Below are 25,805 nucleotides of genomic sequence, written 5' to 3'. Positions count from 1 at the left end.
AAATTATAAACTTTTATACTCGTAAAGCAAAAATATAGTTAAAATACTGGTATAATATCGTTTCAGAATAATTAATGTAGAGGTGAGATTTCTGATCATGAAGAGTGCAAATTACACTAGAAAACATCACATGTATTTAATGAATCACAAAAATGGTGACGTTATCGAAGTAAGAATGGACAAGAAAAATAAGACATTCAAGAAAATACGACTTTATCGTCAAGATGGTTTGGGCAACTACTATCTAGATCCACATGCGGAGTTTAAGGATCAGAAAAGTCCAGCAACCAAAGAGAATATCGTAGAAGCCGGAAAAAAGGTCAGCGATCATATCTCTAGTGCTGAGAACTGGCACCATAAAGTTAGACCTATTTTCAACGCTGAACACAAAATCGTCGATTTCGAACCACGATTGCATTTGGAACACCATACTAAGATTCAAAATGCTAAAAGATATTTGCGTCACTTGGAAAGACGACACGCAGACTTTATTTTCCGTAAAAATAGCAAAACGCCTTTGTTAATCCCATGGAATTACATCAAGGATATGATCTATGAAGATCGCAATAAAGAAATGGTGCTAGCACATAAGGTGCACAAGCTAAGAAAATAAATTAGATTAATAAGATGCTACCAATCATAATGGATGGTAGCATCTTATTTTTATCATAGGAGAAAAAACATGCAAACAGCTTCTTACTATAATTCACCTATTGGCAAAATATTGCTCGCTAGTGATGAACAAGGACTTATTGGTTTATGGCTAGATACTGATCGCTACTACGGTGACAATCTTGATAAAGAATATTCAGAAGGAGGAAATAAATATTTAGCTTCTGCTAAAAAGTGGTTAGATATCTATTTTCAAGGCAAAGAACCAGATTTTACTCCTCAATTACATTTGATCGGTACTGATTTTCAAAAAAGAGTCTGGCAAGCATTACTAAAAATTCCTTACGGGATGACAACTACTTATAAAGACATTGCCGTACAGGCTGCAAAAGATAAGGACCACTTACCTATTCGAGCAGCCGGTGGTGCTATTGGTAGAAATCATATTTGCATTATCATACCTTGCCACCGCGTTGTTGGTGCTAATCACAATTTAACTGGTTATGGCGGTGGAATTGATAAGAAAATTCAGTTGCTTAAACTTGAAGGCGTTGATATTAATCAGTTTAAAGAACCTTAGATACAAGAAAAGCCCGCATATCGCAAGCTTTTTTACTTGTTCGTCTTTTTTCGCAAACAAAGTTTCGGTATAATATTACTGCAGAAAGTTTTATGAGCGGCGGTTGTTTTTCCTCCCGGAGGTGAGGCCTATGGTCAATATACTACAGAAAGGGTTCAACCATGTCGGTTTACGAGAGTATTTCCTTAATGCTTTTGTTCGGTACGTTTGTGTTAGCTCTGCTAACTTACATCGACCATCATCACGACAAAAAATAAAAACGCCGCTCAATGTAATAACTTTGGCGAGTTATAGGGCGACGTTTTCAACGTTTTTATAATATCGACCACCGCTCTTAAAGCGGGCTGCAAAGGAGGTCTTTGGATCTCCTTTTTCTTTATCTAAATTATAGCATATTTTTTAAATTAAAAGCCTGCAAAATTAATTGCGAGCTTTCTATTAATGCTTAGTTTTCCCAGTCATAAACCACAACTTTACCGGTCATATGACCACTTTCTACTAATTTATGAGCCTTTCGTAAATTTATTGCATTTAAGGGTTCTAATGACTTAGTCATAGTGCATTTAAGTTTGCCATTATCTAACATCTGGGCAATTTTGTTTAAAATATCATGCTGACTAATCATATCTTCAGTTTGATAATAGGATTTAGTATACATCCATTCCCACGAAAAGTGTGCTTTCTTTTTGGTAAGCAACCTTAAATTTATTGGACGATGATTTTCAGTAATTGAAACAATGTGTCCCTCTGGTTTAATTAACTCACACATTTCTTTCCAATGACCATCTAAATCCTTTAATTCTAGGATGTAATCAACATACTTATATCCTAATTTCCTTACTTGTTTTACCAAGTCTTCACGATGGTTCACAACATAATCTGTGCCGTGATCTTGTGTCCATTTAATACTATCTGGACGGGATGCAGTTGCAATTACTGTTAATCCTGCTAAATGTGCCAATTGTGTAGCTACTGATCCTACTCCCCCAGCACCATTAATAATCAAGATCGTTTTACTCTGATTATTCTCTTGATTCCAAGTTAAACCCATTTGTTCAAATAAGGCTTCATAAGCTGTAAGTGAGGTTAAAGGCATTGCAGCCGCTTCATTATCTTTTAAAGTCTTTGGAGCATGACCAACTATTCTTTCATCAACTAGTTGGTACTCACTATCACTGCCTGATCTAATAAATGAACCTGCATAAAATACCCTGTCACCTTGTTTGAAGAGCCTAACTTTCGACCCTACTTCTTCTACTACACCACATGCATCCCAACCGATCACTTTAGGCGTTTTTAAGACCATATGTCCACTTTTTCTAACTCCAACATCTACTGGGTTAACTGAAACTGCATTAACTTTTACTAACAAGTCATGACCCTTAGCAGTAGGTTTTTCCATATCAAAATCAATCAAACTTTCAGGATCATCAATCTTCAAGTGTTTTTTGAATCCAATTGCTTTCATTTTTATCTTCCTTCCTTATTTACTAATTAATTGTAAGTAAGCCATAGATAAAAACAAGAAGTGAATTTTTCCTTACTAAGTAACAAATTTTTCCCTAGCTTGATTAAATTTAAAGATTTAGAATTGAATTATTATATCGAGGTGAAAGAATGCCACGTCATATTTATAACTGCTCTGAAGGCTGTCCTGTTGAAAGTACACTTCAAATTATTTCAGGTAAATGGAAAAGTGTTATTATCTATCATTTAATCAAGAAAAAACACTGTCGTTTTAATGAATTGCAGAAATTGATGCCTAATTGTTCCAGACGAATGTTGTCACTTCAATTAAAAGAACTAAAAAGTGATCAAATTATTGATAAAACTATTTTTCCAACAGTACCACCTAAAACAAGTTATCAATTAACTGCATTAGGTGAGACCCTTACCCCATTAATTTTAGAAATGGAAAAATGGGGCGACAAATATAATCAATTGCATGAATAAGAGCCCGCAAACTAATTGCGAGCTTTTTCAATAACCCATTCATTACCATTTCTACAAATCCAATGCTAACATGAGGATAATGAAATAGTACAACTAAGCAAATACAAGGACAGATTTTTTATGACGAAGTTAACCAATGATATGTATACAATCTTTGATCGCGATGAATTTTCCTTTAAGAAATTAAAAGAACAATATTCTGAGGAAGAAATAGCGCAAATAAAAGTGCAATTTAAAGATGTTTGGCAAATCTGGAAAGAAGTAAATCTCAACATTTCGCAACAATTGCCTAAATTTGCTAAAGTTCATGTAGAAAGCTGGACTAATGGTTGGAACCTACGTAATCACTACTGGGCTTCTTATCGTTTAAATACTTTGGCTGACAAAAGTCCATGCATTGGCGTGATGCTTGATAAGAAACAGTTACAAGTTTACTTAATGTTTCAACATTATAAGAGTGAAAAACGCGGCGACACACCTGATCAATATAATGAACTACTAACTGATATTCCAATCTGGGCAAAGAATCGAGTAACCCAGAATTGGTATCTATGGGATAAAAATGACATGGAGTTTACTGATCATTTACCTTTACAAGAATATTTAACGAATTTGGAAAAGCAAAAATTATTTAATTTAGAAGCCGGAAAAACAAGTTTCTTACTAGGAAAGTTTGCTTTTCGAGACAGAGACCATGTTTCAAACATGGAAGATTTCATTCTTGATGGTATTAAGCAATTATTACCCCTGTACAAACGATTAGAAAATTGATAGCTAAAAGCCCGCAAACTAATTGCGAGCTTTTTTATCTTGTTCGTCTTCTTTTGCAAACAAGATTTCGATATAATTGTTCTCGCAGAAAGTTTTATGAGCGGCAGTTGTTTTTTCCTCCCCGAGGTGAGGACTATGGTCAATATACTGCAGAAAGGGTTCAACCATGTCGGTTTACGAGATAAAACCATATTTTCGTTAAATATTTTTTCAATTTTTAAATTAGGATTATTTTGATACAATGAATTAAAATCAATTTGTTTTAATATATTCTTTCTCTTAAAGGACCTATAAATCTCACCCTCATTATTGGAATGATACCGTATTGCATTTCTTGCAAGGTAACTCTCTAGCTTTCGTAGTAGTTGATCTTGTTGCCGATTATTCTTGCTAACATCTTTAATTAATTTATTCCATTTACTAACCTCATCCTTCGATAGCAACTGATCATATTCTCTTGGTTTCAAATAGTTTTCAATACTATTTTTGCTAAAGATACTTTTAATTACCCGTCTAGTTAATCTTTTGTCATAAGACTCCTGGTAAAAGTGGTCACTTATTCTATCACCAAGCTCCGATAAACGTGCTGGCACCTGAAATTTACTAATTAAGCCGTCTTCCTTAATCTTTCTAACTTGATTAGTTATAAAACCCAGGTATAAATAATTCACAACAACGGAAACTGGTAATTTATCTGGGTTGCTTTGGATAATGTTAATTAACTCAGAGTAGTTATCATAACTGTCAAACTGCTTCAGCTTGGTACCGAACATTGCAGCTAAGTCTTCTAGCCCATCTTGGGCTGAAGACAACGCAATGTTGTCACGCAATTCCACCTGAAGAAAAGCTCGTCGCTGGTAGTCGGGACTTGGAACACTAAATGGTATAAACTGATAACTAATTAAAGCATTTTGATAAAGTGACACAAGTTTTTCGTCATTCTTATGTTTCACGCTAGTTGGCTCAATAAATGATTGCCAGTTCTTATAGGAAGAAACAGTGTCTCCAAGCAGATAACCAACCATAATAACTTTAGGTAGTTTTAATTTTCCAGCATACTTTCTGATGTCGGCAACTTTCATTTTGAATTTAGCCGCTAGTCGGCTGTAGTCACTTGTACTATATTTCTTTTTGGCGAATTGTCAAACTAAGTGCAACGGTTTATCAAAAAATACTTCATATGGGGTTTCATAATTTAACACTTTGCGCGGACGTTGATTTAACTGCTTTTGGCAGTGTTCAACGTCCTGTTCTGTATAATTATCAATATCTGTTCGCTTGGGAAAATATTCCCGGATTAATCCATTTGTATTCTCATTTGTTCCACGCTGTTCAGGGGAATATGGATCGGGCCAATAGACAGTAACACCTAATCTTTCGCTGATTTCATCAAGATGAAGAAATTCGGTCCCATGATCTGGTGTAATAGAATGAACAAATTCTTTAGGAATGGCCCCTAACAGTTCAACTAAGCCTTTATTTATCTCCTGCGAGTCCTTTCGCGCAACCTTTTTGATAAGAGTAAGCCGACTAAGCCGATCGACAACCGTTAAAAGGATGGAATGACCCGTTCGCCCAATCACAGTATCGATTTCCCAGTCACCAATACGTTGACGCTGGTTGATAAAACCAGGGCGCTCATGAATTGAGATGTAGTCCGTCTGTACTTCTCGATGTCGTCTAGTATTCTTTGAATGCCGCGTCCGATGTTTATGTCTGAGATGGCGCTGAATACTGGTATCGCCATGTGAGGAGTACTTCTCACCTAAATTGTGTTGATAGATATGACAGTAGATTGTGTTGTAGCTAACACACTATTGATGTTCCTTATTAAAGCGAGCGGTAATCTGCTCTGGTGACCAGTGCAGATCTAAGATGTAATGAATAATTTGACGGCGTAGTTGTGGATGGCTGTCTAATAGCCGCTTCTTGTGACAATTCTTTCGCTTTTGATGATAGTCATTTTCTGCTTTACTTGGGGAATAATGACCTGCACAACGTTTTAATTCTCGTGAAATAGTGCTTGGATTTCGCCCTAGCCGTAACGCAACAGCCCAGATAGATAACCCCTTAGCTTGTAAAAACATAAGCATTTCACGTTCTTTTATAGTAAGATGTTTATAGCTCATACCGGATACTTCGAATTGTTTGATTTGGTCGTTAAACATATTCTACCCGGTATGGGTTTATTTTTTTACTTTGTGTTGCATTTCAATTGTAAATTCGCCACCAACAAAAAAGAACCAGACTGTAGTGACCCTCGAAATTCGGACATGAATCTCGAGGGTTTTACTATGTCTAAACTAACTAAAAAGGATAAAATTCATATTTTTGAAGAATGGACTTTAGAAAATAAACGTGGAACGTACTTAAGTAAGAAATATGGTATCAGAAGAGAAAAGGTAAATTATCTAATAAATTTAATTAAAATTCATGGCTTATCAGTACTTGATAAATCTTATACGCATTACTCAAAAGAGTATAAAGAACATGCCATAAAAAGAGTGCTTTTAGGAAATGAATCGATTAATGCAGTAGCACTTGATCTAGGTTTGCCTGGTAATGGTATGTTAAGCAATTGGATTCGCTCTTACAAAGAAAATGGATATAATGTCGTTATCAAGAAGAAAGGACGACGAATCCATGAGCAAGAAAGAGTTAAACGAATTAGAACGGCTCAAGCAAGAAAACGCCAAGTTGCGTCGCCAGAATTTAAAGCTTACTGTCGAAAACGCATATATAAAAAAATTGGATGCCTTGGTTCAAAAAAGAAAGAGCCAACCAAAACAGAAATAGCACAAGCTGTTACCGAATTGAGGCATGAACTGGGGCTCGCAGTAAAGAAGATCATTGAAATTATTAACGCTAATGAAGATCTGCCGCACATCTCGCGCAGTAACTACTATGACGTTTATACTCGTGAGGATAAGGATCAAGTTCATCATAGTGATGTGATGATGCGCATTCGGGAGATCTATGATGAGATTAAGAATCGTTATGTTGCCCCAGGTTATCGTCGTATTACACATATTTTGCATCGTGAAGGCTATCAGATTAATCGTAAAACTGTTAATCGTTTAATGCGCAAAATGGATTTGTACGGTTATGTGATGAAGCGTAGACATCCATATAGCAGCTATCAAGGAGATATTAAAGGCAGAATCAAACCAGACTTAATTAAACGCAAATTCTTTGCTTTAAGACCGAATATGAAATGGTATACCGATATTACCGAATTCAATCTAAGGGGTAAGAAACTCTATTTATCACCTATCATTGATGGCTGCGGACGTGATATCGTTGCTTATAATATTTCTCGTCATCCTAATCTGAAACAAGTGATGTCAATGTTGGATGATGCTTTTAAAACTAATCAGGCACTAAATGGTTTAATCTTTCATACAGATCGAGGCTGGCAATACCAACACAAGGCTTATCAACATGAACTAGCTATTCGCGGTATTGAACAAAGCATGTCTAGAAAAGGCTGTTCTCCAGATGATGGCTTAATGGAGGGCTTCTTTGGCATTCTCAAACGTGAAATGTTCTATGGTCAGGAGAAGAAATATGCTTCACTTGACGAATTAGAGCAAGCTATCAGAAAATATATAGACTATTACAATACGGAAAGAACTAAGGATAAACTAAAAGAACTTACTCCGATAGAATATCGGAATAAGTCCTTAGTCGCATAATATCAATAAAGTGTCCGAAAAATGCGGGTCACTACAGACTAATGCCTAAGGCTGATTAGTCTAGTTCTTCAAGTTTTCTTCATTTATGGAAGAATCTTCAATTTTTAGTGCTTAGTCACGCTTGCGGCGCTTACCGCCCAGGCCGAACAGTCCCATCAGGGAAGCCAGACCCAGACCTGCCAAGGCACTAGCATCATGGCTATTACCAGTTTGTGGCAAGCGGCGGTTGTTAGTAGTGGATTCTGCCTGTTGAGCAGTTGCCGTCTGTTGGCTAGTTACAACAGTAACCGCTGGCTGGGCATTGTTGTCCGCCTTCTGGTTCGTTGCTTGCTGGGCGTCAGTCGTATCTGAAGCCGTCGGTGCTTGGTGCTCTGGTTGAGCAGTTGCCGTCTGTTGGCTAGTTACAACAGTAACCGCTGGCTGGGCATTGCTGTCCGCCTTCTGGTTCGTTGCTTGCTGGGCGTCAGTCGTATCTGAAACCGTCGGTGCCTGGTGCTCTGGTTGAGCAGGCGTGGCAACTGCCGCATAAGTGATGTCGACCGTCTGATCAGTCGTTTCACCATCAACCGTTACCGCTGGTACTTCCGCCAGACTTGGGGTGTAGCCCGCAATTGCTGCCGGCTTGAAGACATCCCATTGCGCGGTTGTCCATGGCTGCCAAGCAATTTGACCGGTAACCAGGTCCAGGTCACCGTGACGGCTGATCGTGACGACTTGCTTGATGGTCTTCGTCTGACCATCAGGCGTAGTTACCTTGATCGTCCGGGTAACTTTCTTGGTTTGAACCGGATCCTTCTCAGCGTGGCGAACAACCACGATGATGATTTGGCCGTTCTCTTCCTTGATCTGAACCTCGGCTGGAACCGTATCTGGATCTACCGGTACCCAGTTTTCTGGAAATTGCGGCGTTACCTTGATCGTGTCGCCAACATGGCCGGTGATCACTTGCTGGCCGATCTCGTTGCCATCGCGGTCGACGTACTTGATCAGAACCGTCCCCTCATTAGCCGTGTAGCTAATGTTGACGGTTTGATCCTTTTGACCATCCTTAACCGTTACCGCTGGTACATCAGCTGGGGAAGCCGTGTAACCGGCGACTTGGCCTGGCTTGAAGTCCACCCAGGTACCTTCGGACCAGTCACCGTAAGTTACTTCACCAGTAACGTCATCGATCGTGGCGTCACGGTAGATCTTCGCTACTTGCTTCGTCGTGGTCGTCTGACCATCTGGCGTCGTCACGTTGATTGTCCGCGTGATTGTCTGGTTCAGGTCACTCTCGTGAGCCCCCTTGATTTCCTTACCAGATGGCGTCTTATCGCCCGGCTTAATTGGCTTAGTGTGGTCAACGCTGGTCGTATCATGCTCAATCGTGATCGTCGTGTCTGGGGTTCCTTCACCCGTAAAGTGAATCATTTCTGGAACCTGGCCATCGATGATCTTCCAACCAGCTGGAACATTGGATTTAACATCAACAGTTTGAGTTGTCTTACCATTGACCGTATCTGTCTTGATCTTGTTGCCATCCTTGTCAACATAGACAATATTAGCGGATTGATCTTCAGGCTCATAGATTAGTTCATAAGCATGATCGCCAGTAACAAACGGGTTGTAAGCCGTTATAATACCATTCCCTGTATCAATATTTACAGAACTTCCTGCTTCAAGCTGATATGGATTGCCATGCTTATCTAAAAGAGGTTGTTTCTCACCATCTTTTTCTCTGTAAAAAACCTTCATTGTTCCCTCAGCATCAATCTGCTGATAAATAACTTCGGAATCATCAGACGCAATATGTTCAACGTAGGTCTTCCCTTGAGCAAATTGGGTAAATGTTCCACTTGCCTTACTACTACCCACAAGCTTGAACCCAGCGAACATATCTTTAAGTTCTTGTTTATAAGAATCGCCAATATCAAGCTCAAACTTTTGACCGGTCAATCCATTTGAATAATAAATTGGGGCTCTCAAATCCATCAGTTTTCCAGTGTCTGGATTTCTATACAGGAACTTAATAATCGGTTGTCCCTTCTCTGGCAATGTAACAGCAAATGAGTCAGAACGAGAATTGTCAGTACTCCCATTTATTTCATAAACATCCTGTAAATTAGCGTCACCTAGATCCAATATATTATGATTATCATCAACAACACTGATTGAACCAGATGATCCTTTAGGCTTGTCATAGCTTAGAGTGACTCCGCGCTTTGAGTATCTGTAATCATTATGATTGTCATCAAAATCGGCATCGCTAAATTGGTGATAGCCAGTAATTCCACTATTCCACTTGTTAAAGTAGGCGGATACCTTTTCCCCAGTATCTTGATCAACTGTCCAAATAAAGTCAGTATAAATTCGACTGTCACTAATGACACTAAATACATACTGCGAAGGCTTTTTCTCGCCATGATAATCGCTCATATAGCTATCCACTAAATCCTGATATTGAACAAAATTTGGATCAGTTGGATTACTGATTTTAATGTTCTTCAATAAATAATCTTCGTTTACTGCTGCAGGTCGGCCGTATTTGATGCTGGCTTTGCATCAGCAACGTTAAGCGGAGCCGTCTTCTGTTTCTCAGCAGCTGGGGCGGCACTCTTTACTGGGGCAGCACTCCGCTTCCGCAGCTGTGCTGTCAGCGGCATGTCAGCGGCACTAGCAACTGCTGATGGGTCAGCAGAAGTACTTAAATTCTGCGGGTTAACCGTGTTCTTGTCAGTATTCTCTGCCAAATTATCGTTGGAAGTGGTATCGGCCAGTACGCTCTGGCTTCCGCCAATGTAAAAACCAGCAGCAATTGCTACTGAAACAACTCCAACGCTAAGTTTTCGTAATGAAAAACGCAAAAATCTTTGATTATTCTTGTTTTCTTTCAAAAATTTATTATTTTTACCAACCATTTTTATATTTTCGCCATGTTAATAGAATTTTTTGGGACGTTAAGCGTCTACCTCGCATTTTCTTTGTTTACACACAAAAAAAAATAAACTTGATTAACCCATAATCTTTCGATATAAAAGTTAATCTTGTTTACTTTCCTTTACGCAAAAGTTTATCAAATTGAGGTGAGGAGTGTCAATCTATAAAACGGTTGACTTATATATAATAAGAATGTGAAATGGTTCGCTTTTTGGACAAAATTATAAAACTGTACCTTGAAAATATTATTTTTAATCTCTAGAATACCGTAAAATCTTGAAAAAAATTATTAAAAAGGCAGATTGTAAAATTTAAGTTGAATATTTAAGTGGACAGAAAAACCCATCAAGGTCTTTAATCAATGTCATTAAGTTAAGCTATTGACATTGGAGAAAAAAACAATTAAAGCATCATTTGGCTTTAGATAGCCAATTTGATGCTTTTTTGTGTACGCCAAATAAGCGTAGTTTGTATTTCTTTTTTATTAGGCCACGCGATACATGTAATATACTGCAGACTTGGCTTTTAAATTTCGTTTGTCTTTTCGCCTTTATTTTTGCAAAAAAAAGAATCGAATCCAAATGATTCGATTCCTAAAAAGATCAGTTTTCAAAAGTCAATAGCTTAACTTAATGACATTGGAAGTCTAATTCTAGGTCATTTTTCTTTAAAGAAAGCAGTAAATGATTACGAGCTGGCTTAGACTTTTTAGCTTTTGGCTCACGAGCAAGAGGGACGATTAGCTTTTTTTCTGACATATGAATAACCTCCAAAATATTGATAAATTAATCATAATTGAAATCTAAAACTAATCTAGATACTCGGTTATTTTACGCTTACGTAGAATCTTGTTTTCATTTCACACAAAAAGGCGATCAAAAACAATTTTTCAAAAGTTTTCGATCGTCTTTTTAAATCTGAGAATTAACTTTCTCTAGATACTTTTACCAATAGAATTTATAAAAAACTATTATAAATTATTCTTTATCGCGCTTCTTCTTAAATCCGAATAGACCAAGTGAAGCTAAAAGCATACCAAGCACACCCAAAATTGAAGTATCTTTAGTGCCTGTTTGTGGTAATGTCTTTAAGCTAGTAGCCTTGTTATTACCAATGGCATTATCACTTTCACCCTTAACACCTACAATGGCATTATCAGTTTCAGCCTTAACAGCTAGGTTGTTACCAGCGTTTGCGATGCTGCCATTAGCAGTAGAAGCTCCCTTAACTCTATCAGCTTGACTGGAGTTTGAACCATTCTTGTGTGAATGATACTTGCTTCCAAGAACATCTTCGCCTTTAGCAGCGATGATTAAATCAGTACCAGCAATGACATCCTTTGAACCATCTGGGTAAGTTACTGCAGCTGTACCGTCATCACCTACTGTAACTGTAGTGCCATCTGGGAACTTATCCTTATTAGCGTCTTCCACATTCTTCTTAACTTGATCTTTTTCAGAATCTGTTAAGTGACTTGGATCTTTAACAGTTACCTTGTCGCCTGGAACAGTTGGCGTAATGTTACCAGCATCAGTTGTGTCGCCCTTTTGGCCTTGAACTAATTGGTCACCTGGAATAGTGTCCTTTGAACCATCTGGGTAAGTTACTGTAGCTGTACCGTCATCACCTACTGTAACTGTAGTGCCATCTGGGAACTTATCCTTGTTAGCATTATCGACGTTGTTCTTAACTTGATTCTTTTCATCATCAGTTAAGTGACTTGGATCCTTAACAGTTACCTTGTCGCCTGGAACAGTTGGTGTGATCTTACCAGCATCAGTTGTGTCGCCCTTTTGGCCTTGAACTAATTGGTCACCTGGAATAGTGTCCTTTGAACCATCTGGGTAAGTTACTGTAGCTGTACCGTCATCACCTACTGTAACTGTAGTGCCATCTGGGAACTTATCCTTGTTAGCATTATCGACGTTGTTCTTAACTTGATTCTTTTCATCATCAGTTAAGTGACTTGGATCCTTAACAGTTACCTTGTCGCCTGGAACAGTTGGTGTGATCTTACCAGCATCAGTTGTGTCGCCCTTTTGGCCTTGAACTAATTGGTCACCTGGAATAGTGTCCTTTGAACCATCTGGGTAAGTTACTGTAGCTGTACCGTCATCACCTACTGTAACTGTAGTGCCATCTGGGAACTTATCCTTGTTAGCATTATCGACGTTGTTCTTAACTTGATTCTTTTCATCATCAGTTAAGTGACTTGGATCCTTAACAGTAACCTTGCCACCTGGAACAGTTGGTGTGATCTTACCAGCATCAGTTGTGTCGCCCTTTTGGCCTTGAACTAATTGATCACCTGGAATGGTGTCCTTTGAACCATCTGGGTATTTTATTGTTGCGTTACCCTTATCATCTACGTCAACTTCTGTACCCTTTGGTAGATCTGGGTTTTCTTTCCCTATTTCGTCCTTAACATCGTTCTTTTCACCATCAGTCAAATGATCTGGATCTTTTACTGGAACTCTGTCATCTGGATTCTTTGGTCCATGTGGATCGTAGCTATCTTTATCTTCCGTTGGACGTACCAACTGGCTACCTGGGATTGTATCAGTTGACTTAGTCTTATCTGGGTAGGTAATCGTTGCTGTACCATCATCACCTACTGTCACAACTGTGTCAGCTGGGAACTTATCCTTGTTAGCGTCTTCCACATTCTTCTTAACTTTATCTTTTTCAGTTTCAGTTAAGCTGCTGGTATTTGCTACTGGTACAGGGGTTGCTGGAACATTTGGTGTGGTCTTCTCAGCGTCAGTTTTTGGACGTACCAAATATCCCATTGTATCAGTTGACTGATCTGGGTAGGTAATCGTTGCTGCACCACTATCACCTACTGTAACTGTAGTGCCTTCTGGGAAGTTATCCTTATTAGCGTCTTCCACATTCTTCTGAACTTGAGCCTTTTCACCATCAGTTAAGTGACTTGGATCCGTTACTGGTACTTTGGTTTTTGGAAATTTTGGTGTGATCTTATTTGCTAGGACAACTTTAAGTTCGTTCCAAGCCTTATTTTCAGCTTCAGTAAGCTTTTCTACCGTCGCTTGATCTGCATAGGCACCTGTATCTTTGTTAATCAAAGCTTTAGTTGCTTCAGTTGCATTGTCATAAGCTGCCTTTTTATCTGGATTTGCGTATTTATAGCGATCAGATGCCTTTGTTGTATCTTCCTTATGATCAGCAAAACTGCCATCAGAATCATACTGTCCGATACTATTACCAAGCTTTTTCATAGCATCGTTTAAGGCATTTCCTTCTTTAATAATGTTATTTAAAGCATTAGAGTCTGTAACGTTATTTTGAATTTTATAACGCAAAGCATAAATTTGAGCATTATTTAAATAGTCAGTATTAATCTTAGCCATAGCTCTAGTGGCATCAACCCAACCAGAAATAACATCGTTAGGTTTTACTACTTCACCAGCTGAATCCAGTACTCTCTGCTCACCATATAATCTAGAAAACATATTAGTGGTACCATTCTGATAAGAATAAATATTAGCTGAGATTCCTGAGAATTGTTGATTTTTCGAACCTGTAGATAATTCTGTTTCATGAGAGTCTGTGTGTTGCGTAGTAAAGGAAATAACATAAGAAGAATATTGTGATCGACTATAAAAAACGCTACCTGTTGATTTACCTTGTGACTTAAATTCCATTGCTTGGTTAAAGTTATCACTGCTAAATACGCCCTTAGAATTAGCTTCACTGTTAAACTTCCTAGCCCCCAGTGTGTCATAAATGATTGGGTCTCCTTGTTTTGCACCGTCAACTCCAGTTTCATTTGCAATTTGACCAGTACTAAAATGAAAGTCATGATTGCCACCTAGATAAGGGGAATTATCATATGCATTATTACGTTCATCAGCATCTTTAAAGTAAGTCTGCCATAAGTTCTGAATACCAGCATTAGTAGCAGTAGTGAAATAGTATGAGGGTTGCAAATATTTATTGTTATAAGCTGGCAAGGTATTACTATTATTAATTAAACCAGTATATGGATCAACATCTGTGTTAGGATTAAATGAAAAGTCTACTTCACTTTGTGGATTTTGTACTGTAATGCTAGTAGGGCTATTGCTACCGTCCTCAAATTTATAATATGTATATTTTTGATTAGGATCATTAATTACTTTCATATCAACATTACCAACGATTTGGTAGTCTTTAGTGAGAGCAATACCAAATTTTGCGGAAATTAACCCATGTAATGAACCGCCAACATTTTGTAATCCCTTATTAGGAAAGAAAGTAACAGTCCAACGGGTCTGACCATTTCCTAAATCTTCTTTAGAAATATCGATATTATTTTTAGTATCTGCAGCTGTCTGCCCACCATTAGCTTGAATATCAGCAGCATGGTAAACGTAGTCATTACCATAAATAGTTACAACCTTGTAATACTTTCCATCTGTACCTTTATAGATATTAGAACTGTAGTTATCTGAAGAAGTTAGATTATTCTCATTGGCCAATTTTTGATTTTCTTTAGCTGGCTGATCATTAATGTTATTTTGATCTACTGTATCTCCTGCATTTCTGTCAGTACCAGTACCAGTATCAGTACCAGGAGTACCTGCTTCATTTCCGTCAGTATCAGTACCATTAATACCATTAGTTTGCATTAAATTCATAGTTGCTAATTTCGCTGCTGATTTAGCTGCTAATGATCTAATATAAGTGTGAGCGCTACCTTTCGTCTTTGGTAAAGATTGTGAGGTTGTCGCAGCTTCTGCAGAATTATTAGCTGTTACATCGTTACTTGCACTATTTTGTTGAACTTTTTCTGTTACATCGTTACTTGCACCATTTTGTTGAACTTTTTCTGTTACATCGTTACTTGCACCATTTTGTTGAACTTTTTCTGTTACATCGTTACTTGCACCATTTTGTTGAACTTTTTCTGTTACATCGTTACTTGCACCATTTTGTTGAACTTTTTCTGTTACATCGTTACTTGCACCATTTTGTTGAACTTTTTCTGTTACATCGTTACTTGCACCATTTTGTTTTTCTGTTGCATTAGTTGCTTTCTGAGTATTAGTTCCAACGCTTTCTGTGGTTGCTGCCTTTACAGAATGATTTGTAAAGTTAATTCCAAAAATGGTTACGAAGCCACACCAACGCTAAACTTACGCAAACTATAACGCGGTGTCCGTTTAGTTTCTAAAAATTTAAGTCGCTTCATCGTTATTCTTGCCTCCCAAATTTAATAACTAGTGGTATTTTTAGATCCGATAACATTATAGCACGGTTTAGCGACTTTGACGACGGCTTGGCTCTTTTTTCTGTTTGCAGTCAACTTACCAGATAGTAAAAGAGACTAACCGCCAAGGCTAATCTCTTTTCAAACGGCAGATTGCAAGAAATAACTTGAACAAAGTTAGTGACGCAGATTACGCAAAAAGATCTCAATTAGTGTGCGCCAGTTTAAACATTTGAGTGGCCTGGAGTTCAAATACCAGTTAATTTGAATTAACTCATCATCAGTGATTTTCTCAATCGGTTGACCTTTGGGATAAAGCGTCGTAGTACTCGGTTGCGACCGACAACGGCTGACTAAATTTATGAATCGTCGGGTTAGTTTCTGCTCAGTATTAATTGGTATATACTAATTTGTTGATTATATTATATACTGCTTGAAAGGGCGGCCTGATAGTCTTCCCTTTACCCTAGCGACCGATCAGATATTGCATTCGAGAATGAGTACCTTGAGATTTCATTCAAGGTCATTTCGAGATTTCATATCTGATTTACTTATGTTTTCGTCATAAGTAACAACAACGATCAAACAGACTGCTCCGTTTGGATTTCAGCATTTCTTTTGTGGCAACAAACAGAAACAAAAAATGCCCCACTTATCACTGACGATAAGTAGGACAACAGTCACTTACTTTTCAACAAAAGTAAGCAAAATATTCAATTTTCGGTAGACAACTTACTTTTAACCCGTGTTTTTTACTAATATTGACCCTCTTCAAATGCTGTCATATTGGGGTTCCCTCTTCATGTTAATATATTAAATTACTCCCATTCAATCGTTGAAGGTGGCTTACTGGTTACATCGTAAACTACGCGGTTAACGTTATCTACTTCATTGACGATTCTATCTGAAATGTGACCAAGTACATCCCATGGAATTTGGGCAAAATCTGCAGTCATCCCATCAATTGAGGTTACGGCACGAATACCAATCGTATAGTCATAAGTACGTCCATCGCCCATTACTCCAACGGAGCGAATACCTGGAAGAACAGTGAAGTATTGCCAGATCTTTTCTTGTAAACCTGCCTTCTTGATTTCTTCTCGTAAAATCGCATCAGAATCACGCACAATCTTAAGCTTGTCTTCAGTCACTTCACCAAGAACACGGATACCAAGACCAGGGCCTGGGAATGGCTGACGCCATACTAAGTCATGTGGAATGCCCAGCTTTTCACCAAGTTCACGTACTTCGTCCTTGAACAACTTACGCAGTGGTTCAATCAGCTTGAAATGCATGTCCTTAGGAAGACCACCAACGTTGTGATGGGACTTAATCGTTTGGGCAGTGTTGGTACCTGACTCGATAACATCAGTATAAAGCGTACCTTGAGCTAAGAAATCTACATCCTTTAACTTCTTAGCTTCTTCGTTAAAGACCTCGATGAATTCCTTACCGATAATCTTACGCTTCTTTTCAGGATCAGTTACACCTTTCAACTTGTCTAAGAATCTCTTTTGGGCATTAACCCGAATGATGTTAACACCAAGATCCTTGTTCAAGGCTTGCATTACTTGATTGCCTTCGTCTTTACGCAGCATTCCGTGATCAACAAAAATTGCAGTTAATTGATCGCCGATTGCTTTGTGTAAAAGAGTAGCAGTAACGCTAGAATCTACACCACCCGAAAGACCTAAGATGACTTTCTTGTCGCCAACTTCCTTACGAATATCATCAACCTTCATGTCGATGAAGTCGTTCATGGTCCAGTTAGCCTCAGCACCACAAACCTCAAAAGCAAAGTGCTTCAAGATGTCTAAACCGTATTCTGAATTGCGCACTTCTGCGTGGAATTGAATGCCATAAAACTTTTTATCTGGATTAGCAATTGCAGCAATTGGACAGTTTTTGCTTGAGGCAGTTACTTCGAAGCCCTTTGGAGCTTGAGTTACCAAATCACCGTGACTCATCCAAACGTATTGCTTTGAAGGCAAGCCCTTGAACAAAATACTGTCTGGATCTTCAACCGTAATGTTGGCGCGGCCATATTCCTTGTTTTCAGCTTGTTCAACTTTACCGCCTAAGTCATGAGACATTAATTGCATCCCGTAACAAATACCCAAAATTGGAATACCCAACTTAAAGATTGCAGGATCAACCTTTAATGCACCATTATCGTAAACACTGTTAGGACCACCTGAGAAAATGATTCCCTTAGGATTGATCTGTTTAATCTTCTCCATGGAAAGATCGTGTGGTAAAAGTTCAGAATAGATGCCGAAGTCACGAATACGGCGGGTAATTAATTGGTTATATTGACTACCGAAGTCAAGCACAATAATTTTATCAAAATCGTCTAGATTCTTAGCCACTATTTACTCCCTCTTTTCAATTACGCATTTTTAACTAACTCTACTAGGAAAAATTAAAAAGGTCAATCAAAAAGTTAAAAATAGCCATTCATTGTTCGGCTTTTATCTTGAGCAACCATCAGTTGCAACTACTAGTTGTGCTAAATGCAATTAAAAAGTGGTGGTCTGCAACCGCAAATTTTCGTTAAATCAAATTATTTCAAAACGAAAGGACGATCAATCATGAGATTAGGTCAAAAATTGCGGCATTACACAAGAAAAATCATCTTTTTCAAGAAGCACTAGCTGAAAAGATGAATGTCAGTCGGCAAGCTGTATCCAATCGGTGTGTTCTTCTTTGTCAAAAGCAATATCATTATGGACAGCTACAACATTTTATTACAAACAGATGATTACACTCTTAAGAAAAACTTGGTCGCAAAATTATGAACAAATACGCCACACTCTATTGGTTAATAGCAGTCTTACTTTATCTAGGATATAGCTTCATTACCAATGATTGGGAACGCAGCTGGATCATCTGGCCAATCGCGGGGATCTTATATGGCATTATCGAAAAGATCATCAGTCTGTGCCATAACGATATCGCAGCTGAATAATTTTTACTATAATCGAACATTAATCCTTAATTTTCCACTTGTGTTCGGCAATATATTCTGTTAAGATTAAGCCAACACAAATATCTATATATCGTCGAAATAAGGTCGACAGTCTCTACCCGGTACCGTAAATACCGGACTATAGGTGAATGAAAGTTAAGAATAATCTTAAGGACTTCTTTTACCTGTTTTAGGTAGAAGAAGTCCTTATTTCTTTCTTGAGGAGAATAATATTGAAGGAATTAGTAGATCGAATTAAACAAGATGGTGAAGTTTTACCTGGAAATGTGCTTAAAATTAATTCATTTTTGAATCACCAAGTTGATCCGCAACTAATGATGCATGTTGGTGAAGAATTTGCCCGCCTTTTTAAAGATGAAAAAGTCGATAAGGTCTTAACTTGTGAAGCGTCTGGGATTGCTCCTGGTGTCATGGCAGCCTACCAACTGCACGTGCCAATGATCTTTGCCCGAAAGAAAAAGCCATCTACTTTGAATGATGCAGTTTATTGGGCTGACGTCTTTTCTTACACCAAGAAGGTCAACAATAAGATCTGCGTTGAAGAAAAATTTTTGCACCCAGGCGAACATATCTTAATCATCGATGACTTCGTTGCCCACGGTGAAGCAGTCAAAGGCATGGTTAACATCGCCAAGCAAGCCGGCTGTAACATTGTTGGCGTTGGCGCTGTTGTTGCAAAAACCTTCCAAGGCGGAAGCGAATGGGTAGAAAAAGAAGGTCTACGTTTTGAAGCCCTAGCAAAAATCGATAGCTTTGAAAATGATCAAGTACACTTCGAGGGAGAAGAATAATTAAAAATGGCACAAAAAGAAGTTAGTCACAAAAAAGCTGCTGTCCTAGGTTTGCAACATTTGCTTGCAATGTACTCAGGTGCGGTTGCCGTCCCTTTGTTAATCGGAACCGCGCTGCACTTTAACAGCACGCATATGACCTATCTAGTTTCCATTGATATTTTTATGTGTGGTTTAGCCACATTAATCCAATTATTCCGCAACAAATACTTCGGAATTGGCTTGCCAGTCGTTTTAGGCTGTGCAATTCAGGCTGTTGCTCCTCTAGAAATGATTGGGCAAAAATTTTCAATTAACACCATGTACGGTGCGATTATCATTGCTGGAATCTTCGTCTTTCTAATTGCTGGCTGGTTTTCAAAAATCAAAAAACTCTTCCCGCCGGTAGTTACTGGGACCTTAATTACAGTAATTGGGCTAACTTTAATTCCGGTCGCTTTCCAAAATATGGGCGGCGGAAACGCACAAGCCAAAGACTTCGGTGATGCGAAAAATTTAATCGCTGCCTTTATTACCATCCTCATCATCGTTGTCATTGAAGTCTGGGCTAAGGGATTTCTCCGCTCCATCTCTGTTTTAATTGGATTAATTGCTGGGACTATCATTGCTGGTTGCATGGGATTAGTTTCACTTACACCCGTAACACAAGCCTCTTGGTTCCACTTACCTCAATTTTTCTACTTCGGCGTTCCTGAATTCGAATGGTCATCTTGTTTGACCATGATCATCATTGCCTTAGTTTCCTTGGTCGAATCCACTGGCGTCTTCTTTGCCATTGGTGACCTGCTCCACAAAGATATTACCGAAGAAGACCTAAAAAAAGGTTATCGTGCAGAAGGATTAGCACAAATCTTCGGTGGGCTTTTCAACACCTTCCCTTACACCACATTCTCACAAAACGTTGGCTTACTTCAATTATCCGGTATTAAAACCAAGCGCCCTATCTATTGGGCTGCTGGTTTATTAATGGGAATGGGCCTTCTTCCTAAAATCGGCGCTTTAGTAACTATCATTCCTGATTCAGTCTTAGGCGGCGCTATGTTAGTCATGTTTACCATGATTGCCGTTCAAGGAATCAAAATGTTAACTAAAGTTGATTTTGAAAATAATCGCAACATTTTAATTGTCGCAATTTCTATCGGTATGGGCTTAGGCGTAACTGTTTACCCACAAATCTTCCAAGATTTACCTCAAACTATTCAATTATTCTTGGGTAACGGGATCGTAGTTGCCAGCATTTGTGCAACTCTGCTTAACCTATTATTCAATGGAAGAAGTGGTGCCAATAAGTAAAATACCTTTTCATTTCATAATTCCATATCATAATTTTCTATAAATATTCACGAGCGACCGCTTAATGTGGTCGTTTTTCATTCTTCACCTTTTAAGCAAAATCTCTTCTATAATAGAAGTAACATAATTTTTCAACAGTGAGGAAGTCTATGCCTAACTTAAATAACCAAAATCTTGATAGCTACATCATGTTTTATGGTCGACAAAAATGTCAGCCCGATGAATTCTTTCAAGGTGACAATCTTCGTAAAAACGATATTTTTTATTACATCATTAGCGGAACTGGTACCTTTACTTCTAGTAGACACCACGCAGTTAAATTAAAAGCTGGCGATCTTTTTTACGTTCCACGCAGTCAAACTTGTTCCTTTCAAGCTGACCACAATGAACCCTGGGAATACTTCTGGATTGGCCTAGCTGGCAACGGCGTTAATGAAAGCATCAAGGCATCAAATTTACCTAATAAAAATTTCTTGCGTCAAATTCAAAAAACTGCCTTTTATCAAACCCTAGATGACCTTTATCAATGTTTGGCGAAGAAAAAGACCTTATTAAACAATTTAAAAATTTCAGCTTTAACTTATCAACTTTTTTATCATCTAGTAAAAGACTTTCCTAACCACCCACCGGTCCGCAAAACACCGAAAAATGATCAGTATCAAATTGCCATTAACTATCTCAAGCAAAATTATACCGATCCTACCTGCAATATTGTCGAACTCTGTCATAGATTAGGCGTATCACGCAGCTTTCTATATGCTTTATTCAGAAAAAACACTAAATTATCACCTCAAAAGTACCTCATGCAATTGCGCATGGAAGCCGCTAAGAAAGAATTAATTAATACCACACACAATCTAAAGCAAATTGCCAAAAAAGTCGGCTACGGCGATGAATTTACCTTCTCCAAGGCATTTAAACGCTATAGCGGTGTTAGTCCAAATGCCTTTCGGGGAAATTAATTATATTCTTTGGCTTATCGGATTATTTTTGCATACAATATTATTAGGAAATAATTTAAACATAATAAAAGTAAAGGACTGATCCAATGAAACAAACAGAATGTACTACTATTTTAGTTGGTAAAAAAGCAACTATTGATGGCTCTACGATGATCGCTCGTAGTGAAGACGGTGGTCGCGTCATCATCCCTGAAGGCTTTAAAGCTGTTAACCCAGCTGACCAACCTAAGCACTACACTAGTGTAATTTCTAAACAAAAGATTGACGACGCTGATTTAGCAGAAACACCATTACGCTATACTTCAGCACCTGACGTTTCAGGTAAAAATGGTATCTGGGGCGCAGCCGGAATTAACGCTGAAAACGTAGCTATGACTGCTACTGAAACTATTACCACTAATTCACGTATCCAAGGTGTTGACCCATTACTTGATCCAAGTGAAGGTGGTCTTGGTGAAGAAGACTTTGTTACCTTAACCTTGCCATATTTGCATTCAGCCCTTGATGGCGTTAAACGTGTCGGCTATTTAGTTGAAAAATACGGTACTTATGAAATGAACGGTATGGCCTTTTCTGACAAGGACAATATTTGGTACCTCGAAACTATCGGTGGCCACCACTGGATCGCACGCCGTATTCCAGATGATGCTTATGTCATTGCACCAAACCGTTTGAACATTGATGAATTTGACTTTAACGATACTGACAACTTCGCTGCAGCAAGCGACTTGAAGGACTTAATTGCCGAATATCACTTGAATCCTGACCGTGAAGGCTACAACATGCGTCACATCTTTGGTTCATCAACAATCAAGGATGCTCACTACAATAATCCACGTGCTTGGTACATCCACAACTACTTCGATCCTGACTTCGGTGGCACTCCAGCAGATCAAGATCAACCTTTCATCTGCCATGCCAACCGTTTAATCTCAATTGAAGATATTAAGTGGGCTGAAAGTTCACACTACCAAGACACTCCTTACGATGCTTATGGCGATCAAGGTACTCCTGAACAAAAGAAGACCTTCCGTCCTATCGGTATTAACAGAAACTTTGAAACCCATATTTTGCAAATTCGTAATGATGTTCCTGCAGAAATTGCAGGTGTACAATGGTTAGCCTTTGGTCCTAACACCTTTAACTCAATGGTGCCATTCTATACTAATGTCACTACTACCCCTGAAGCTTGGCAAACCACTCCTAAATTTAACTTGAGCAAGATTTTCTGGCTTAACAAGTTAACTGCTCAATTAGGCGATACCAACTACCGTGTTTACGGTGAACTTGAAGATGCCTTTGAACAAAAGAGTTTAGCACAATGTCACAAGATCCAACATGATACTGACAAAGAAGCAAAGAACCTTTCAGGTAAGGAATTACAAGACAAGTTAATTGCTGCTAACCAAAAGATGTCTGATACAGTTTATAACAACACTGTTGAACTGCTTGGTCAAATGGTTGACGAAGGTCATGGTTTAATGACTTTGAAATACGACTTGCTTGATTAAAAAATTAATCGCATACAAAAACCACACGGAATTTTCAACCATGTGGTTTTTCGTTTACCTTATTTTGTGCAAGAACAGATTTGCTTCTTGGCGAGAATGAAATACAATGATCTGCTTATTTGGATATTTTTGCAATTCTTTGACTAAAATCGGTCTTTGAACTGTCCGAAACTTGGCAATATAACTCATAAATTCCGGATCTTCATCTTCTTCAATCCATGGCAAATCAGGACGTGGTTTTCCTTTTCTAGCTTTTACGCCAGCTAGACAAACTTCAGTTGGATAATCTAACCAAAAAATCGTATCACATTTGGGTAAACGATATTTCAAGGTACGTTGATAGTTTCCATCCATAATCCATGCTGGTTTAGCTACTATGCGCTTTACTTTTTCATCTAATTCATGCTTGGAGACCGTAGTTTTATTTGCATGCCAAAAAAGTTGATCCATATACACCAATGGCAATTTCGTTTTTGATTGCAATTTCCGTGCAAATGTACTTTTGCCCGCTCCTGGTGAACCTAAAATTAATACGCGTTTCATCATAAATTCAACTCATATGCTAAACGATCAGGATTAATCGGATCATCTACTTGAATTATCCCTCGTTGAACAAAACTGTGACTCAATGCAATATGCTGGACGATCTTATTTTTTGCGCCAGTATCAATTCTAAAGTTGTGAATCCCCTGTGCATAAGTCAGCGAAATAATATTACTTAAGAACAATTGAGTCAAATGCATCCCTCTAAATTGGCTAGCAACCGCAATTCTATGGATCGTCGCATAGGTATCCACATTATTTTTCCACTCACCATCAATTTTGGCATAATTTGGATCTTTTCCAATCACCACTGCCGCATAGCCAGCCACTTCATTATCCACAGTTAATACCCAAGCAACTTGCTTTTCGATGTCTTCCTCCACCGTTTCTCGGTTAGGATAGCCACTTTGCCACTGCGATGAGCCACTTTCCTTTAAAAAAGAAATCGCATCCTGCAAAATTTGCACAATTTTATCCACATCTGAATTTTGTGCACGTCTTGTAAAAATTAAACTCATTTGTTCACCTACAAATCGACATATCATTACAAAAACCACACGGAGATTTTCCATGTGGTTTTTATTTACTAAATATTATCTAAAATACCCGGTACAGCAGGATCATCCTTGATAGTTACATCAGCTCCAAGTTGACGCAGCTTTTCTTGGACCCGATCATAACCACGCAAGATATTACCAGCCTTGTCGATCGTTGTTGTACCATCAGCCATCAGGCCTGCAATCATCAGACAGGCACCTGCCCGAATCTCACCTGCAGTTACTTCCTCACCATGAAACTGCTTAGTTGGATGGGCCAAAATAATATTATCTTCAACTTTAATATTGGCTCCCATCTTTTGCAACTGAGCAATATGACCAATCCGTTTAGGATAAATATTATCGATTACTACACCTTCACCGCTTTTAGCAGTTAATAAAAGTGGTGTAATTGGTTGCTGTAAATCTGTCGCAAAACCAGGATAAACATCTGTCTTCACCTGGACCATTTTTAGGTCGCCCGCTGGGTAAACATACAAAGAATCTTCATCTGAATCGATTACTACACCCATTTCTTCAACTTTAGCCAGGTATGAATCAAGGTGTTCTTCGATAATATTATGAATGCGAATGCCATTACCAATACAGGCAGCTAAAGCAACATAAGTCCCTGCTTCAATTCTGTCTGGAATAATCGTATGAGGAATTTGTGCTTTAAGCTGCTCCACCCCTTCAATTCGAATAGAGTCAGTACCAGCACCACGAATAACTGCCCCCATATTGTTCAAGAAGGTAGCTAAATCAATAATTTCCGGTTCCTTTGCGGCATTTTCGATTATAGTCTGGCCCTGTGCCGTCACACTAGCCATAATAATATTCATCGTTGCCCCAACTGATGGCATCTTTAAATGGATTTTTGCTCCATGCAAACCATCTTCTGGTGCAGTAATTATAATTTGATCATTTTCATTTTTTACGCTAGCGCCTAAGGCTTCAAAGCCCTTAATATGTTGGTCAATCGGACGTGGCCCAATATCGTCACCACCAGGGAAGCCCACTACTGCCTTGCCAAAGCGACCAAGTAGCGCACCCATAAAGTAATATGAAGCGCGCAAACTCTTAATCTTACCAGCTGGCAACGGACTCATTTTGATATCAGTTGGATCTATTCTTAAAGTGGTTTCACCGAAATCACAATGTACATCCATCTCACTTAACAAGTCCATCAAGTTAACCACATCAGCTATTCTTGGGACGCCTTCCAAGGTCACTGGTGTTCTTGATAAAATTGATGCCGGAATAAGAGCAACTGTTGAGTTCTTAGCTCCACCAATCCAAACATCACCCTGCAGGGGCTTTCCACCATGAATTATCATCTGCTTCATTGGCGAAAACAAATCCTTTTCTACTTTCAATTAATCATAATAATGTTAAAGGATATTTACAAAAAAAACAAGAGCTGAGGTCTCTCAGTTCT

Annotated in this window: 20 protein-coding genes, 4 pseudogenes and 1 riboswitch; of the genes and pseudogenes, 12 read left to right on the top strand and 12 right to left on the bottom strand. The window is 38.5% G+C overall.

What is annotated here, in order from left to right; translation table 11 throughout:
- Positions 1 to 97: 97 nt before the first annotated feature.
- The 3 genes from J6L97_RS01415 to J6L97_RS01405 all read left to right on the top strand — a co-directional run bounded on the left by J6L97_RS01415 (position 98) and on the right by J6L97_RS01405 (position 1,449).
- Positions 98 to 613, top strand: a complete 516-nt coding sequence (locus J6L97_RS01415; RefSeq protein WP_005718512.1) for a hypothetical protein — start codon at positions 98 to 100, stop codon at positions 611 to 613.
- Between the two features lie 69 nt (positions 614 to 682).
- Entirely contained in the window at positions 683 to 1,192 is a 510-nt protein-coding gene (locus J6L97_RS01410; protein WP_057726278.1) for a methylated-DNA--[protein]-cysteine S-methyltransferase, read from the top strand.
- A 161-nt stretch (positions 1,193 to 1,353) separates the two neighbouring features.
- Positions 1,354 to 1,449 (top strand): putative holin-like toxin, encoded by a 96-nt coding sequence (locus J6L97_RS01405; protein ID WP_080514199.1) that lies wholly within the window; start codon positions 1,354 to 1,356, stop codon positions 1,447 to 1,449.
- 188 nt (positions 1,450 to 1,637) lie between these two features.
- Here J6L97_RS01405 and J6L97_RS01400 read toward each other — a convergent pair whose 3' ends face one another.
- A complete protein-coding gene (locus J6L97_RS01400; RefSeq protein WP_057726280.1) occupies positions 1,638 to 2,660 on the bottom strand; it encodes a zinc-binding alcohol dehydrogenase family protein in 1,023 nt (340 codons plus the stop codon).
- A 149-nt stretch (positions 2,661 to 2,809) separates the two neighbouring features.
- Here J6L97_RS01400 and J6L97_RS01395 point away from each other — a divergent pair, with 149 nt between their 5' ends.
- The gene (locus tag J6L97_RS01395) at positions 2,810 to 3,145 is read left to right on the top strand and encodes a winged helix-turn-helix transcriptional regulator (RefSeq protein ID WP_013085779.1); all 336 of its coding nucleotides are present in this window, start codon (positions 2,810 to 2,812) and stop codon (positions 3,143 to 3,145) included.
- 120 nt (positions 3,146 to 3,265) lie between these two features.
- Positions 3,266 to 3,916, top strand: a complete 651-nt coding sequence (locus J6L97_RS01390; protein WP_054832654.1) for an HI_0552 family protein — start codon at positions 3,266 to 3,268, stop codon at positions 3,914 to 3,916.
- Positions 3,917 to 5,058: 1,142 nt separating this feature from the next.
- Here J6L97_RS01390 and J6L97_RS01385 read toward each other — a convergent pair.
- Positions 5,059 to 6,045 (bottom strand): annotated as a pseudogene (locus J6L97_RS01385) (IS30 family transposase).
- 165 nt (positions 6,046 to 6,210) lie between these two features.
- On the opposite strand from J6L97_RS01385, the gene J6L97_RS01380 reads away from it, so the two are divergent.
- Positions 6,211 to 7,611 (top strand): IS3 family transposase, encoded by a 1,401-nt coding sequence (locus J6L97_RS01380; protein ID WP_013436946.1) that lies wholly within the window; start codon positions 6,211 to 6,213, stop codon positions 7,609 to 7,611.
- 111 nt (positions 7,612 to 7,722) lie between these two features.
- Here the strand turns inward: J6L97_RS01380 and J6L97_RS01375 are convergent, their stop codons facing one another.
- The 7 genes and pseudogenes from J6L97_RS01375 to guaA all read right to left on the bottom strand — a co-directional run bounded on the left by J6L97_RS01375 (position 7,723) and on the right by guaA (position 18,114).
- Positions 7,723 to 10,101 (bottom strand): mucin-binding protein, encoded by a 2,379-nt coding sequence (locus tag J6L97_RS01375; RefSeq protein WP_083554558.1) that lies wholly within the window; start codon positions 10,099 to 10,101, stop codon positions 7,723 to 7,725.
- Positions 10,102 to 10,115: 14 nt separating this feature from the next.
- Positions 10,116 to 10,511, bottom strand: a complete 396-nt coding sequence (locus J6L97_RS01370) for a YSIRK-type signal peptide-containing protein (protein ID WP_054833058.1) — start codon at positions 10,509 to 10,511, stop codon at positions 10,116 to 10,118.
- A 648-nt stretch (positions 10,512 to 11,159) separates the two neighbouring features.
- On the bottom strand, positions 11,160 to 11,288 hold the full coding sequence (locus J6L97_RS11195) for a hypothetical protein (protein WP_005728161.1): 129 nt from the start codon (positions 11,286 to 11,288) through the stop codon (positions 11,160 to 11,162).
- 219 nt (positions 11,289 to 11,507) lie between these two features.
- Positions 11,508 to 15,494, bottom strand: a pseudogene (locus J6L97_RS01365) (LEA family epithelial adhesin); the annotation flags it as partial.
- Positions 15,495 to 15,643: 149 nt separating this feature from the next.
- The gene (locus J6L97_RS01360) at positions 15,644 to 15,724 is read right to left on the bottom strand and encodes a YSIRK-type signal peptide-containing protein (protein WP_083554556.1); all 81 of its coding nucleotides are present in this window, start codon (positions 15,722 to 15,724) and stop codon (positions 15,644 to 15,646) included.
- A gap of 195 nt (positions 15,725 to 15,919) precedes the next feature.
- A pseudogene (locus J6L97_RS01355) lies at positions 15,920 to 16,080 on the bottom strand (IS30 family transposase); the annotation flags it as partial.
- Between the two features lie 480 nt (positions 16,081 to 16,560).
- Complete coding sequence (gene guaA, locus J6L97_RS01350; RefSeq protein WP_201782104.1) at positions 16,561 to 18,114, bottom strand: glutamine-hydrolyzing GMP synthase; 1,554 nt, start codon at positions 18,112 to 18,114, stop codon at positions 16,561 to 16,563.
- Between the two features lie 294 nt (positions 18,115 to 18,408).
- Between guaA and J6L97_RS11320 the strand changes: the two genes are divergently transcribed.
- The 6 genes and pseudogenes from J6L97_RS11320 to J6L97_RS01320 all read left to right on the top strand — a co-directional run bounded on the left by J6L97_RS11320 (position 18,409) and on the right by J6L97_RS01320 (position 23,288).
- Complete coding sequence (locus tag J6L97_RS11320; RefSeq protein WP_425256083.1) at positions 18,409 to 18,540, top strand: hypothetical protein; 132 nt, start codon at positions 18,409 to 18,411, stop codon at positions 18,538 to 18,540.
- A pseudogene (locus J6L97_RS01340) lies at positions 18,525 to 18,710 on the top strand (helix-turn-helix domain-containing protein); the annotation flags it as partial. The gene J6L97_RS11320 and the pseudogene J6L97_RS01340, both read left to right, overlap by 16 nt.
- Before the next feature lie 64 nt (positions 18,711 to 18,774).
- A riboswitch (purine riboswitch) is annotated at positions 18,775 to 18,872 on the top strand.
- A gap of 71 nt (positions 18,873 to 18,943) precedes the next feature.
- Positions 18,944 to 19,522 carry a xanthine phosphoribosyltransferase gene (locus J6L97_RS01335; protein ID WP_054832677.1) on the top strand — a complete coding sequence of 193 codons (579 nt, stop codon included), beginning with the start codon at positions 18,944 to 18,946 and terminating at the stop codon, positions 19,520 to 19,522.
- Between the two features lie 6 nt (positions 19,523 to 19,528).
- Positions 19,529 to 20,815 (top strand): nucleobase:cation symporter-2 family protein, encoded by a 1,287-nt coding sequence (locus J6L97_RS01330; protein ID WP_057726185.1) that lies wholly within the window; start codon positions 19,529 to 19,531, stop codon positions 20,813 to 20,815.
- Between the two features lie 149 nt (positions 20,816 to 20,964).
- Complete coding sequence (locus J6L97_RS01325; protein WP_057726188.1) at positions 20,965 to 21,777, top strand: AraC family transcriptional regulator; 813 nt, start codon at positions 20,965 to 20,967, stop codon at positions 21,775 to 21,777.
- An 86-nt stretch (positions 21,778 to 21,863) separates the two neighbouring features.
- Positions 21,864 to 23,288: a C69 family dipeptidase gene (locus tag J6L97_RS01320; protein WP_057726190.1), complete on the top strand. Its 1,425-nt coding sequence runs from the start codon at positions 21,864 to 21,866 to the stop codon at positions 23,286 to 23,288.
- A 54-nt stretch (positions 23,289 to 23,342) separates the two neighbouring features.
- Here J6L97_RS01320 and J6L97_RS01315 read toward each other — a convergent pair whose 3' ends face one another.
- The 3 genes from J6L97_RS01315 to J6L97_RS01305 all read right to left on the bottom strand — a co-directional run bounded on the left by J6L97_RS01315 (position 23,343) and on the right by J6L97_RS01305 (position 25,713).
- Entirely contained in the window at positions 23,343 to 23,834 is a 492-nt protein-coding gene (locus J6L97_RS01315) for a P-loop NTPase family protein (protein ID WP_005718497.1), read from the bottom strand.
- On the bottom strand, positions 23,831 to 24,349 hold the full coding sequence (locus tag J6L97_RS01310) for a GNAT family N-acetyltransferase (protein ID WP_057726192.1): 519 nt from the start codon (positions 24,347 to 24,349) through the stop codon (positions 23,831 to 23,833). The genes J6L97_RS01315 and J6L97_RS01310 overlap by 4 nt, the downstream gene beginning before the upstream one ends.
- Positions 24,350 to 24,417: 68 nt before the next feature.
- The gene (locus tag J6L97_RS01305) at positions 24,418 to 25,713 is read right to left on the bottom strand and encodes a UDP-N-acetylglucosamine 1-carboxyvinyltransferase (protein WP_054832676.1); all 1,296 of its coding nucleotides are present in this window, start codon (positions 25,711 to 25,713) and stop codon (positions 24,418 to 24,420) included.
- Between the last annotated feature and the right edge of the window lie 92 nt (positions 25,714 to 25,805).

Origin of the sequence: Lactobacillus crispatus (assembly GCF_018987235.1) — a bacterium.
GTDB lineage: Bacteria > Bacillota > Bacilli > Lactobacillales > Lactobacillaceae > Lactobacillus > Lactobacillus crispatus.
This window is presented reverse-complemented; position numbering and strand designations above follow the sequence as displayed.

What these genes read in the sequence shown, in the direction of transcription:
- J6L97_RS01415 (WP_005718512.1), top strand. Translation starts at nt 98, where the DNA reads ATGAAGAGTGCAAATTACACTAGAAAACATCACATGTATTTAATGAAT.
- J6L97_RS01410 (WP_057726278.1), top strand. Translation starts at nt 683, where the DNA reads ATGCAAACAGCTTCTTACTATAATTCACCTATTGGCAAAATATTGCTC.
- J6L97_RS01405 (WP_080514199.1), top strand. Translation starts at nt 1,354, where the DNA reads ATGTCGGTTTACGAGAGTATTTCCTTAATGCTTTTGTTCGGTACGTTT.
- J6L97_RS01400 (WP_057726280.1), bottom strand. Translation starts at nt 2,660, where the DNA reads ATGAAAGCAATTGGATTCAAAAAACACTTGAAGATTGATGATCCTGAA.
- J6L97_RS01395 (WP_013085779.1), top strand. Translation starts at nt 2,810, where the DNA reads ATGCCACGTCATATTTATAACTGCTCTGAAGGCTGTCCTGTTGAAAGT.
- J6L97_RS01390 (WP_054832654.1), top strand. Translation starts at nt 3,266, where the DNA reads ATGACGAAGTTAACCAATGATATGTATACAATCTTTGATCGCGATGAA.
- J6L97_RS01380 (WP_013436946.1), top strand. Translation starts at nt 6,211, where the DNA reads ATGTCTAAACTAACTAAAAAGGATAAAATTCATATTTTTGAAGAATGG.
- J6L97_RS01370 (WP_054833058.1), bottom strand. Translation starts at nt 10,511, where the DNA reads ATGGTTGGTAAAAATAATAAATTTTTGAAAGAAAACAAGAATAATCAA.
- J6L97_RS11195 (WP_005728161.1), bottom strand. Translation starts at nt 11,288, where the DNA reads ATGTCAGAAAAAAAGCTAATCGTCCCTCTTGCTCGTGAGCCAAAAGCT.
- J6L97_RS01360 (WP_083554556.1), bottom strand. Translation starts at nt 15,724, where the DNA reads ATGAAGCGACTTAAATTTTTAGAAACTAAACGGACACCGCGTTATAGT.
- J6L97_RS11320 (WP_425256083.1), top strand. Translation starts at nt 18,409, where the DNA reads ATGTCAGTCGGCAAGCTGTATCCAATCGGTGTGTTCTTCTTTGTCAAA.
- J6L97_RS01330 (WP_057726185.1), top strand. Translation starts at nt 19,529, where the DNA reads ATGGCACAAAAAGAAGTTAGTCACAAAAAAGCTGCTGTCCTAGGTTTG.
- J6L97_RS01325 (WP_057726188.1), top strand. Translation starts at nt 20,965, where the DNA reads ATGCCTAACTTAAATAACCAAAATCTTGATAGCTACATCATGTTTTAT.
- J6L97_RS01320 (WP_057726190.1), top strand. Translation starts at nt 21,864, where the DNA reads ATGAAACAAACAGAATGTACTACTATTTTAGTTGGTAAAAAAGCAACT.
- J6L97_RS01315 (WP_005718497.1), bottom strand. Translation starts at nt 23,834, where the DNA reads ATGATGAAACGCGTATTAATTTTAGGTTCACCAGGAGCGGGCAAAAGT.
- J6L97_RS01310 (WP_057726192.1), bottom strand. Translation starts at nt 24,349, where the DNA reads ATGAGTTTAATTTTTACAAGACGTGCACAAAATTCAGATGTGGATAAA.
- J6L97_RS01305 (WP_054832676.1), bottom strand. Translation starts at nt 25,713, where the DNA reads ATGAAGCAGATGATAATTCATGGTGGAAAGCCCCTGCAGGGTGATGTT.